The organism is Halomonas cupida, from assembly GCF_900142755.1.
Lineage (GTDB): Bacteria > Pseudomonadota > Gammaproteobacteria > Pseudomonadales > Halomonadaceae > Halomonas > Halomonas cupida.
On sequence record NZ_FRCA01000014.1, the window covers coordinates 75,443 to 87,744 of the forward strand.

Sequence of the window (12,302 nt, forward strand, 5' to 3'; positions counted from 1 at the left end):
TCGGCAGTTATTTCCCGAGGATTCTGGACAGCTCATCATCGGCGTTGGCTTTGCCGCCCTTGATTCCTGCCTGAGCCAGGCGCTGCTCAAGTGCATCACCGGACTCCTCGGATGCCAGCTCCGAGGCGGCTTCCAGCTCGGCCTGACGCTGTGTCTGGCGCTTCTGAATACGATCCAGCGATTCTGTCGCCGTCTTCATACGACTGTTGGCGCCGAGATGGCGCGACGACACGGAAGTCTGTGCTTTCTGCACCGACTCGGTGGCCTTGACGATATCGACCTGCTGCTCCATGCGGCGCAGGTTGTCCTTGGCCTGACGGATGTTGTTACGCAGCGCCTTCTCGGACTGAGCAAACTGCTCGGAGAACTTCTGCTCGGCTTCCAGTTGACCACGCAGCTCAACAACCCTGGAAGCACACTCCAACGCCAGCTCATTGTCGCCCTTGGCACTGGCGGCACGTGCATGCTGCTCATACTCGGCAATCGAACTGTTGAAGCTGGCAACCTTCTGGTCCGCCAACTTGCGCTTGGCGATAATCTGGGTCAAGGAGTGATCCGAGCGACGCAACTCGTCCTTCGCTTCACGGATCTCCTGGTCGAGGATACGCAGTGCCTGACTGTCAGCAGCCGTTTCCGCTGCTTCATTGACGCCACCCTTGACTGCGGTGAAAAGCTTCTTCCATACGCTCATGTCTGCTGTATCTCCGATCAGTTGAGGTATTCGGCGTAGGCCTGCAGGAACACCGGCACATTGGCAAACAGGGTCTCGACCTCGAAGATCACACTCTCCTCACTGGAACGAGCCGATAGAGCGCCGAAGGCCATGTAATAGTCCTGCCCGTCGATGGTGGTGACAGCGACGGTGGTCAAGGGCACAAACTGGTGGGTGCGCAGCACCTGCTCGTTGAGAGCCGCTACGTCCTTGACTGCGTCGGTGGCAAACAACAGCGTCTCGACCACGATCTGGTCGCCACTGACGGCCAGATAGGCATCCAGGCCATCCTCGTTGGTAATACTCAGGCATTCGCCGTCGGCGTTGACGGTCCAGCTGTCGTGACTGGACAGACACTTGCTCAGGGATTCCAGCTCCCAGGCCATATTCATCGCTCCTTCAGGTAATCCTACCAGGGCTTTCCGGGATCAAACCAACGCCTTGCCAACAGGCACCGGTCCACCAGCATCGTGCCATCTTGCCACGTATTGGCGGGCAGACCAGCCCCTTTGGGCAAACTCAGCCTCTTTGGGTGAACACAGTGTGCTCGTTACTGGAATATATTCAACCAGTGCCTGTAAAGCTCATGACCACGCTCTGCCGAAATGCGCACAAACAGGTTGGATCCCGAGATACACGGACTGAATACTACGCTGACGATATGCTATGTCGGCTGGATAACGGATGAATGACACCAGCACTCCCATACAACAACGCCTCCGCCTTCAGGTGATATCGACCTTGAAGGCGGAGGCGTTGTAGAAAATGAATCCGTATATTCCTACAGCATCATGGCTGCCAGCCAACCAAAGCCGATCAGAGGAATGTTGTAGTGCAGAAAGGTTGGTACCACGCTATCCCAGATATGGTCATGCTGGCGATCGACATTGAGGCCTGATGTTGGCCCGAGCGTTGAGTCCGACGCAGGAGAACCCGCATCCCCCAGAGCCGCTGCAGTCCCCACCAGCGCGACGGTCGCCAACGGAGAGAAGCCGAATTCGATGGCCAGCGGTACAAATAGCGCCGCAATGATCGGAATCGTCGAGAACGATGAACCGATGCCCAGAGTGATGAACAAGCCCACCAACAGCATCAGTAGAGCAGCCAGCCCGCGATTGTCGCCAATCACCTCGACACTGGCGGCCACCAGTGTGGTCACGTCACCAGTGGCGGTCATCACCGCGGCAAATCCCGACGCCGAAATCATGATGAACCCGATCAGCGCCATCATCCGCATGCCGCTGGTAAACAGGTCATCGGCCTCACGCCATTTGAAGATCCCGCCTACTGACAACAGCGAGAAGCCAACCAGGCCACCGAGAATCATCGAGCCGGTATAGAGCTGGATCGCCAGAGCCGCGGCAATCGCCACCAGCGACATGACCAGACCCAGGGTATGTGGCTGTGGCGGTGCCTGATCATCCTGCTCGGCATGGGCGTGGCCTTCCGCCAGCTCCGCCATTTCGTAATCACGTGGACGTCGATAACTGATGAATACGGCGACCAACAGACCCAGGAACATACCGCCGACCGGAACCCCCATTGCCACCGGCACAATGCTGCGGTCGATCTCGAGCCCCAGGGCAGCGCCAGCCGTGTTGATGTTGGCCAGCAGGATGTCGTTGAGGAAGATCGCCCCAAACCCCACCGGCAACAGCATATAGGGTGCCGTCAGCCCGAAGGTCAGCACACAGGCCACCGCACGACGGTCCATGCGCAACTCGTTCATGACCTTGAGCAGTGGCGGGATCAGGATCGGGATAAAGGCAATATGTACCGGAATCAGGTTCTGGGAGGAAATGGCCACCAGCAGCACGCTACCCATCAGCAGGTACTTGACGGTGGCCTGGCGCGTCGCTGACGCTTCTCCGCCCAACATGCGAATCAGCCGGCCAGCCAGCAGATCCGGCAGTCCCGAGCGAGAGATGGCGACAGCAAAGGCGCCAAGAGTCGCATAGGCCAACGCCACCTTGGCACCGTTGCCGACACCATCGTTGAAGGCCGCCAGAGTGTCCTCGATCGACAGACCGCCGACCAGTCCCCCCACCAGAGCGCCGACCACCAGCGCCAATACCACAGAAACTCTTGCCAGCGATAGGCCAACCATCACCAGCACAGCAATTATGACAGCATTCATGGAGTGTCCAGTTTTCACCTGCGCCAATGCCGATCAGGGTCGCCGAAAGTCTTCGCCCCTAGTGCACCGCGCTTCATTGTCTTTGAGACTGTCCTCAAGGGCTGTCCTCAAGAACTGTCCTTGAAAACAGCTCTTGAGATTGTTCTTGAGATAGCTCTTGAGACCAGTCCTCGAGCGATGAATGCTTCGAATCCCGCCATCCCGCCATCCCGACACGCCTGTGCGCAAGGAAGCTCAGAAACAAAGCGGCACAGATGATACCAGAATCGTCCTGCGGAGATGCCGTCACACCATCGTCATATCGTTGAGACGTCACTGTCATGTCAGTCGGCGATAGTGTGCTTGTGCCTTCAGGAGGCGCAGGCAAAGGACACTGCCCACGTACGTCACGGACGCGCTGACGCAAGGAGCGTCACAGGGAGTAAAGGGCGTCGGATGACGCCTCAGGGAGGAAACCTGCCCATTTCACGCCACGGCAACCGCCGTGGCGTTTTTCATGCCGCTTTTTCATATCACTTTTTCACCGTGCTGCGTGTTCATCGTGTTGCGTGGCCCCGGCTCACCGTGACGACGCAACGCCGCTTTCTGGCACCACGCTTTCCCATACCTCAATGGCTGCGGCCAGATCCTCCAGCGACGCCCCCACCGACTTGAACAGGGTGATCGCTTCAGGCGACGACCGACCAGGCTTCTGCCCTCTCAGCAGTTCCGCCAGCTCTGCCCGCACATCCTGTCGGGTGAACTCCCCCTCATCCATGGCCTGCAGAATATCGCCGGCCTCACCAAAGGCACCGGCATAGGTATCAACGAATACTTCACTGCGCGTCAGACAGCGCGCATCCGTCTCACGCATCGAGTGACGAAAGGCACCGACCAGATCAAGGTGGGTGCCTTCACGCAACCAGTCTCCATGCACCAGCGGCTGCGTCGATAGCGTGACGCAACTGATGATGTCGGCTTCGCTACAGGCAGACCGCAGGTCCATTACCGCATCACAGTCGAATCGCTGACGGTATTCTTCAGCCAACGTCTGCGCCTTGTCCGGGTTGCGTCCCCAGATACGCACCCGACGAATCGGGCGCACGGCGGCATGTGCTTCGATCACCATGGGAGCCAACCTGCCGGTTCCTACCACCAGCAGGCTCTCGGCATCCTCCCGCGCCAGCTCGCGTGCTGCCAGCGCCGATGCGGCTGCGGTACGACGCCGAGTCAGCTCTGCGCCATCGATGGCCGCCAGCGGTTGCCCGTGACGCCCTTCGCTGAGCAGATAGACCCCGGAGATGGCAGGAAGGCCATGATCGGCGTTCTGTGGAAAGACATTGACCATCTTGACGCCAATGTAACCACGATCCGCATCATCGCCCTTTTCCCAGGCCGGCATCAGTAGCATTGTCGCTTCGCCATCGGGCCGCTGCATCGCATGGTGATGCCTCGGCGGCGACTCGATTCCCTGACGAAATGTCGCCGCGAGGCGCTCAACGAGCGCCTGCCAGCCCAGTCCACGGGCGACCTCCTGTGCGGCAATGAATCGCATCTCAGCCCTCCGGCAACGCCGCCACCACCATGATTTCCACCTTCCACTCAGGTTTGGCCAGGCGGGCTTCTGTCGCCGCCCGTACCGGAGGCCTCCCCGGCGCTACCCAGGCATCCCAGGCGGCATTCATCTCATCGAATTCCGCCATATCCGTCACCCACACCAGAGCAGAAATCAGGTGCTGCTTCGAGGAGCCGGCCCGCGCCAGCAGGTCATCAATGCGTGCCAGCACCTGCTCGGTCTGACCACGCATGTCCTGACTGGCATCTGTCGGCACCTGACCTGCGAGATACACGGTGCCGTTGTGCACGGCGATCTGACTCATGCGCTGGTTGCTGTCATGAAGTGTCGGTAACATCATTTTCTCCTTGATGAAGATAGGTCGGACAAGGCTGACTCAGGAATGGCTGAAGCCACGCAGGAATGCCGCAAGGTTATGCGCCAGCGCGGGAGAGGGATAGCCCCCTTCCTGCACCAGCACCGTTGGTAGTTTCAGTGCACCGATCTGGCGGCCAATGGCAACGAAGTCCTGTGTCTCCAGCTGCAGCCCGGCCAATGGATCTTCCCGGTGAGCATCCAGCCCCAGCGCCACGACCAGAGCGTCCGGGCTGAAGCTGGCCGTGGCATCGAGCAGTTGATCGACACCAGCCTGGAAAGCGTCAATGCCACTGCCCAGCGCCAGTGGCACATTCATGTTGGCCCCCTCCCCGGGCCCCGCGCCGAGCTCGTCCGCCCCACCCCAGTAGAACGGATAGAACTCCGTGGTATCAGCGTGCAATGAACCGGTCCAGACATCGCCGCGCTCATAGAAGATGTCCTGAGTACCGTTACCGTGATGCAGGTCGACGTCGAGGATCGCTATCTGCGAGAACTGCTCGCGCAAAACGGTTGCCGCCAGCGCAGAATTGTTGATGAAGCAGAAGCCACCGGCGCGGTCCGGGCCGGCATGGTGCCCCGGGGGACGGCACAGCGCATAGGCAGCGCCACCATCAGCGACAACACTTTCAGCGGCCGCTTGAGCCGTTGCCGCACTGGCGAGAATGCCGCGAAAGCTATCCTCGGTCATCGGGCAGGCCATGTCATGCAAGTGCCACCCTGCCTGCCCCACCGGGTGGTTTGGGTACTGTCGGCCACCGCCACAGGGATGAACATTGGGCGCCACGATATCCGACGCATTGGGCATGGCGCTCCAGCGCGCATGAATGGTTTCCAGGAACGTCAGGTAACGTTGGGTATGAATCTGTGCCAACCGCTCCCGCAGTCTGACGCTGTCGACCTCTGGAGGCGTACTCAGCGCCAAACCGGCCTCGGCCACGCCCTCCATCAATCTCTCTGCACGTCCAGGCCCTTCAGGAGACTCGACAACAGCGCCGCGGCTGATGAACTGCGGAGGTGCATGGCAGCGTTGGTCGGGGTGATAGAACAGTTTCATCCAGGCAGATCTCCGATCTTGATGTTTTCACGCTATCGATCAGTCCAGCAGCGAGGGTATCCAGGTGGAAAGGGCCGGAACGCCCGCCAGCAGTACCACGACCGAGATGAAGGCCGCGTAGAACGGCAACGATGCCACAATCGCCCTTTCATAGGGTACCTGGGCAATGCGCGCCGCCGTCATCAACGTCATGCCAACCGGTGGCGTGACATTGGCAATGTTGAGCGTCACGATCATGACGATAGCAAAATGCAGTGGATCGAAGCCCAGGCTGACCATGGCCGGTACGACCACCGGACCGATCACCACCAGTGCGGGCAGCACATCCATGACCGTACCGATGACGATCAACAGCAGACATACCAGTAGTATCTGCACAAAGGCAATATCACTCATGGTGGTAATCAATGCCGCCGCATCGCGGGCGATGCCCGAACGTGTCACGAACCAGCCCAGTACTGCCGACGTCGCGAGCAGAAAGAACACCACACCGGAAAACTTGACCGTAGTGACCAGCGCATCCATCACCTTGGCCAGAGTCAGATTGCGGTAGAACACCATGCCAATAACAATGGCATACACGGCTGCAAAACCGGAGGCTTCTGTAATGGTGGTCATGCCCGACAGGATGCCGCCGAGAATGATCAATGGCACCAGCATGGCCGGCAAGGCCGACAGAAAGGCCAGCAGTGCCACGCGCAATGGCGTCGGTGCCTGTTTCGGGTAGCCCCGCCGCCAGGCCAGCACCATGCTGGTAATCAGCAGCGCCAGAGTCATCAGCACGCCGGGGATGATGCCTCCAGCGAACAGGTCAATCACTGACACATCACGCAGCAGGGTGGCATAGACCACCATCACTACGCTGGGAGGGATGATCGGGCCAATGATCGACGAACAGGCTGTGATCGCTGCGGCATATTCTGCGTCATAGCCCTGGCGCTTCATCTCGGGAATCATGATCTTGCCGATCGCCACGGTGTCGGTTATCGCCGCACCGGTCAGCCCGGCAAAGAACAGCGATACCGTCACATTGACATGGGATAGCGCCCCTCTGATCCGGCCGAACAACGCATTGTTGAACGCAATCAGCTTCTGCGTCAGCCCGCCCTGATTCATCAACTCCGCCGTGAAGATGAAATATGGCACCGCAATCAGCATATAACCTGACACCCCGGAAAACATGCGATCCGCCAGGATGCCTACCAGGCGTTCACCACCCAGCTCGTACACGCCAGCGACACCGGATATGGCCATCACTACGGCGACAGGTGCGCCAATCGCCAGTACAACAATGAAAGCTACAATGGCGGCAGTCATCAGCGGCCCTCCTCGGCGATGGCACCGGTATCCGCGTCATGCAGCACCTTTTCGATGATCTCATCGTCGTCGAGAAAGTGCTCCAGCAGTCGGAATCCCTGACTCAGATGAAGCAGGATAATGGCGCCGGACAATGGCACGGCAAAGGTCGTCCACTTGTAGGAAATCTGAATGTTGTCGGACACCATGTAGCTCTGCCGGGAATGGATGAAGAAATCCCAACCGTAAACCATCATCAAGACGGCAAAACCTGCCATTACCACCATGGTCGCCACTGCAGCCACCACCACAAGGGAGCGAGGCAAACACTTGACCAGCAGCGTCATCGCCACATGTTCGCCTGAATGCAGCGCGATGGTTGAAGAGATCAATCCGATCCAGGGCAGAAACAAGCGCGCCAGTGAGTAGGTCCAACTGAGCGCCCCGCCGGTCACCAGGGTATACAGGAAGCCACTGAAGGAAATCCCGAGCATGGCCAGCACACAGGCAATGCAGAACAGCGTGGCGAGATAATTGACGCCATCACTCAGGCGTTGAAGCGAGCGAACTAGAGGCATGATGAATTCGACTCAGGCAACAGGCATGGAGAAGGCTCGGACGCCACCAACAGCGTGGCATCCGAGCTCGGCCATCACTGACCGTAACGCTGGTAGGCTTCCTGTGGCAGCGACTCAGCCAGTGACTCGACTTCGGCCAGCAGATCGTCGACCAGTTGAGCATCCAGCCCGAAGTCATCAACGATCCAGGCTCTCCATGCTGGGCGCGCGGCTTCGGACATACGCTGACGCTCGGCGACCGGCATGATGTAGCACTCGCTGAACTGTTCACAGGATGCCTGCCAACTGGCCGTCGCCAGCATGGCCGACGCCCCATGACTCAAGGCCACTGCCTCACGCGCGGCATCGGTGATCACGCTTTGATATTCCTCGGACAATTCCTGAAACCAGCTGTCGCTGACGACCCAACTGGCACTGTTGTACACATGTCCGGTCAGCGTGGTGTAGTCGGTGACTTCGTCGAGGCCAAAGGTGGTGTTGATCACCGGTGCATTGAACTGACCATCGGCCAGTCCGGTCTCCAGTGCCGTAATCAGCTCCCCCCATGGCAGCGGCGTGGCCGATGCCCCCAGCGCCTCCATGGTGGCCACGTGGGCAGGGTTCTCTTCGGTGCGGATATTGAGGCCTTCAAGGTCTTCCACGGTCTTGATCAGACGCTCATTGTTGGTGAAGGCCACAAAGCCACCACCATCATCGAAGGTGCCCAGATAACGCATATCGGCCTGTTCGATGGCCCCGTGCATGAAATCGGCGAACCATTCACCATCAAAGAACGCCCATGCCTGACGCCAGTTGTCGAACAGGAAAGGAGCCGTCACCGCCTGGTACTCGGGGTAGAAGGATGACATGGCCCCGGAGGTCAGCACCGTCGATTGCAATGCGCGGCCACCGGCCTGCACCTGAGACCCGGTCTCGACTTCGGAGCCCATCTGGCCGCCGGGAAAGATCGTCACCACCACATCGCCATCTGTGCGACTCTCGACCAGCTCCTTGAAGTGCACCAGCGCCGGATAGATGCTGTTGTTGGTCAGGCTTTCCGGGATCAGCGTGGCAATTGCCATCTCGTGGCTTTGCGCCTGGGCTTGCCCGGCTCCAGCCAGTACCAGTGGCAACGTCACCGCTACCAGCCAACGATGCGTGAATCCGGCATGACTCGTACCTTGCGTGAAAGTCGGCATGACTGCCTCCTGTTGTCATTATTGTGGAGCCGTCGGGAGTGCGCGAGCCGGGGGCACACAGCCCGCCTGCATTGTTTCAGCCTGGTCGCTGACTGCAGCCGGCGCTTGCCCGAGACTGCGCAGAATTTGCCCAGGACCAGGGTGTCAGTACAGCGACTTCCCAATGGGCTGTTCCAGCAGAGGCTCTTTCTAAAGAGGCTCTTTCTGAAGTGACTCTTGCCTGGCGTGGCTCCTGGTTACAGGGACAAGGCGGTGAAGGAGGCAAAGGGAGCGAAGGAGACAGGCGCTGGACCGGCCTTGCGGCCAGATATTATTAACATGGCAATCAAATAGCTCGTCCTGATCGATTTGATTTTCGTCCACACCACACTGGCGCAGATCCGCGCATCTGCGCCAGTGTGGTGCGGTCTCGCGTCGGCCTGATGGCCGACGGCGGCACGTCCCTGTGCCGCCATTAACCCAACATGAAAGCATGCCGGGTTAATATCGTGAAATGTGGCGGGAGGACAGCCGGAACGCGCGCTCAGCCCTTGCTGCCGAGAGCCCGTCGCTGACATGAAGGGGGGGCGCCGAATTGCCGCCGGTAGGCCCTGGAGAAACTCCCCTGATCCCGAAAGCCCACCTGGACACCGATCTGTCCCAGGGACAGGTCACCGCGCTCGACAAGTACCTGCGCATGCGCCAATCGGCGGCTCTGCACATAAGACTGGGGGGTCGTCCCGGTGGCAAGGCGGAAACAGTGATGGAAGTGGCCCGGACTCAGGGCACACTGTCGAGCGAGATCATCGACTCGAATCTCATCGGCCAGATGACGATCAATCCAGCTGTCGATACGCTCGAGGTCAAGGCGTTCACTGACCGTTGTCGGAGCCTTCAAGGTATGTAGCGCGGTATCATCGTCGCGTAGCTGCAGAGACAGTGCACGCAGCAACAGTACGGCGATCTCATTGCGCAATACGGGGAATTGCTCGAGCTGCGGCATGAGGCTATCCGCCATACGCTGCAGACCATTCGGGACGACAAAGAAACGCGGCTGATCGAATAGACGATCGATCAACTCACGTTCCCCTCCAAGGCCAGTAACCGGCACATCGAGGACGAAGGTACGATTCTGGCCGTCCCCCTGATACTCATGGTGACGGCCGCAGGGAATCAGGCATCCACGCGCCCCGGTAATTCGGTCGCCACGACCTTCTATCGCCAACTCGGTACTGCCGCAGGTGGCAAGAATCAGTTGATGATGGCGGTGAACGTGGGCCACGTGTTCCCGGGTCAGGGTACAAGCCCGAAGATCGATGACGGACATGGCATCGCTCTCCATGAGGCCAGGGGTGTCTCAATGATAGGTGCTTCAATACCAGTTATTTCAATACCAGCTATCGCGATAGCAAGGTGTCTCAACAGCAAGTGTATCTCAACACCCTGCACCTCAAACCATGCCCCTATTCACCAGTACTGGCAAGACAGCAAGGTGGTCAGTAATCACGGGGGATCAACGCAGTCATGTCGGTGACGAACGACAGGATCGCCACCGTCGCGATCGGGTTGGCGCGGCATCAACCCGGCAGAGGCCTGTGCTGTACCGCGCACGCTTCGTGTCATCCGCATCAAACGTCGGTAAAGCCTCGCAGGAAAGCCGCCAGATTGTGACTCAGCGCCGGCGTCGGATAACCACCCTCCTGAACCAGCACCGTTGGCAAGCCCAGCTCACCGATCTGGCGGCCAATGGCGACAAAATCCTGGGTCTCCAACCCCATACCCGCCAGGGGATCATCCTTGTGAGCATTGAAGCCCAGCGAGACCACCAGAGCATCCGGGCTGAAGCTCGCCATGGCATCGATCAAGTGGTCGATACCCGACTGGAATACCTCTCCGCCACTGCCGACCGGCAGTGGGATATTGACGTTGGCGCGATCCCCCGGCCCCATGCCTTGCTCTTCTGCCGTACCCCAATAGAACGGATAGAAGTCGCTGGGGTCAGCATGCAATGAGCCGGTCCAGACATCACCGCGATCATAGAAGATTTCCTGGGTGCCATTACCGTGGTGCAGATCGATATCGAGAATCGCTACCTGGGAGAATTTCTCGCGCAGTACCACGGCGGCCAGCGCCGCATTGTTGATGAAGCAGTAACCGCCTGCACGATCCGGGCCGGCATGATGACCTGGCGGACGGCACAAGGCATAGGCGGAACCACCACCATCGACAATACTCTCGGCGGCGGCCTGAGCGGTGGCCGCACTGGCCAGAATTCCGTGAAAGCTGTCAGCGACCATCGGGCAGGCCATATCATGCAGGTGCCACCCTACCTGCCCGGCCGGATGCCTTGGATAGTGCTTGCCAGAGGCTGTGGGGTGAACGCTGGGAGCAACGACATCACTGCCATCCGACAGGTCATGCCAACGACGATAGATGGTCTCGAGAAACTCCAGATACCGCTCGGTATGGATTTCCTTGAGCCGCTCACGAAGCCTGGGGCTATCGACTTCTGTCGGCTCGGTCAGGGTGAACCCGCCCTCTGCCACTCCCTGCTTCAGCAATTCCGTCCGCTGGGGCCCGTCTGGGGACTCGGACAGTGCACCGCGCCTGAAGAAATACGGCGGCGCATGACGCTCCTGGTCAGGGTGATAGAAAAGTTTCATCGGCATGGGTCTCCTGTCAAAACAGCCCCCGTGAGCTGTCAGTCCGGCATAACCGGATACCTCTCGTCGAGAGGTCAGCTACACGGGGATCCCTGTGATATTGCAGGAAAACCGGCCTGAAATACCAGCATTCAGTTCAACTCAATGCGAGCATTTCTCGGCTTCTATGGCCTGCTCAACTCCGCCGTACCACGCTATCGACGCCATCGAACATCAACCACACAGCATTTGAAAAGTTGCTGTCACGCAACAGATCTTGATCCTGGTCAGCAGCGTCCCTTCTTCGCCTGCCCCGGCGGACAGAAGCCTCCACGGCCACGATCGTAGTAACGATCATCATGGCGATGATCGTCATCGAGGATGATCAACGGCTCAGGGCTGATACGTGCGGGATGGTAACTGCACCCCGCCAGCAGCGTTGCGCCCAGCAGTACCGCAACAGGCAACAGGATTCGCATGGTATTCTCCTCATCATTGATGCACATAGAATACCAGGTTTTTGCCCGCCCCCCATGTCGACCCATGGAGACACTCGATGTCTCCATAAAGAGACACTCCAGAGGTCGCGGGTACAGACTCAGGACATGCAGACCTTGCCTCGTCTCTCACGGGATGAGGATGCGATCGTGCAGACAAAAAAATGCGCGAACCCAAACAGACCGATTCGCGCAGGGCCAGCTTCCTGCCGGCACGGGACAACGGCCGCAGGCAAGGGGGCACCCAACCCACGACCGAAGTTCCGGCATAATTGTTCCCGACAAGTACACGCACGCCCCACGTCCATGTGGGTCGG

The 12,302-nt window shown here is 59.2% G+C and carries 13 protein-coding genes; all 13 read right to left on the reverse strand.

Translation table 11 applies throughout. The features are described from left to right. Positions 1-7: 7 nt before the first annotated feature. Positions 8-691 carry a PspA/IM30 family protein gene (locus BUE38_RS19825; protein ID WP_073436970.1) on the reverse strand — a complete coding sequence of 228 codons (684 nt, stop codon included), beginning with the start codon at positions 689-691 and terminating at the stop codon, positions 8-10. Positions 692-708: 17 nt separating this feature from the next. Further along, positions 709-1,098, reverse strand: a complete 390-nt coding sequence (locus BUE38_RS19830; RefSeq protein WP_073436971.1) for a DUF2170 family protein — start codon at positions 1,096-1,098, stop codon at positions 709-711. 395 nt (positions 1,099-1,493) lie between these two features. Further along, positions 1,494-2,849, reverse strand: coding sequence for a Na+/H+ antiporter family protein (locus tag BUE38_RS19835; protein ID WP_073436972.1), 1,356 nt, complete (start codon positions 2,847-2,849; stop codon positions 1,494-1,496). Between the two features lie 559 nt (positions 2,850-3,408). Beyond that, positions 3,409-4,383, reverse strand: a complete 975-nt coding sequence (lhpI, locus tag BUE38_RS19840) for a bifunctional Delta(1)-pyrroline-2-carboxylate/Delta(1)-piperideine-2-carboxylate reductase (RefSeq protein WP_073436973.1) — start codon at positions 4,381-4,383, stop codon at positions 3,409-3,411. A 1-nt stretch (position 4,384) separates the two neighbouring features. Continuing rightward, complete coding sequence (locus tag BUE38_RS19845) at positions 4,385-4,741, reverse strand: RidA family protein (RefSeq protein ID WP_073436974.1); 357 nt, start codon at positions 4,739-4,741, stop codon at positions 4,385-4,387. Between the two features lie 39 nt (positions 4,742-4,780). After that, a complete protein-coding gene (locus BUE38_RS19850; protein ID WP_073436975.1) occupies positions 4,781-5,815 on the reverse strand; it encodes a histone deacetylase family protein in 1,035 nt (344 codons plus the stop codon). A gap of 39 nt (positions 5,816-5,854) precedes the next feature. Further along, positions 5,855-7,132 (reverse strand): TRAP transporter large permease, encoded by a 1,278-nt coding sequence (locus BUE38_RS19855; protein ID WP_073436976.1) that lies wholly within the window; start codon positions 7,130-7,132, stop codon positions 5,855-5,857. After that, complete coding sequence (locus BUE38_RS19860) at positions 7,132-7,689, reverse strand: TRAP transporter small permease (protein WP_073436977.1); 558 nt, start codon at positions 7,687-7,689, stop codon at positions 7,132-7,134. The genes BUE38_RS19855 and BUE38_RS19860 overlap by 1 nt, the downstream gene beginning before the upstream one ends. Before the next feature lie 74 nt (positions 7,690-7,763). After that, positions 7,764-8,867 carry a TRAP transporter substrate-binding protein gene (locus BUE38_RS19865; RefSeq protein WP_084542058.1) on the reverse strand — a complete coding sequence of 368 codons (1,104 nt, stop codon included), beginning with the start codon at positions 8,865-8,867 and terminating at the stop codon, positions 7,764-7,766. A gap of 236 nt (positions 8,868-9,103) precedes the next feature. Continuing rightward, positions 9,104-9,322 carry a hypothetical protein gene (locus BUE38_RS22770; protein ID WP_143166411.1) on the reverse strand — a complete coding sequence of 73 codons (219 nt, stop codon included), beginning with the start codon at positions 9,320-9,322 and terminating at the stop codon, positions 9,104-9,106. Between the two features lie 68 nt (positions 9,323-9,390). Beyond that, on the reverse strand, positions 9,391-10,173 hold the full coding sequence (locus BUE38_RS19870) for an AraC family transcriptional regulator (protein ID WP_073436992.1): 783 nt from the start codon (positions 10,171-10,173) through the stop codon (positions 9,391-9,393). Between the two features lie 301 nt (positions 10,174-10,474). Beyond that, positions 10,475-11,509, reverse strand: a complete 1,035-nt coding sequence (locus BUE38_RS19875; protein ID WP_073436978.1) for a histone deacetylase family protein — start codon at positions 11,507-11,509, stop codon at positions 10,475-10,477. 266 nt (positions 11,510-11,775) lie between these two features. After that, complete coding sequence (locus BUE38_RS19880) at positions 11,776-11,967, reverse strand: hypothetical protein (RefSeq protein ID WP_073436993.1); 192 nt, start codon at positions 11,965-11,967, stop codon at positions 11,776-11,778. Between the last annotated feature and the right edge of the window lie 335 nt (positions 11,968-12,302).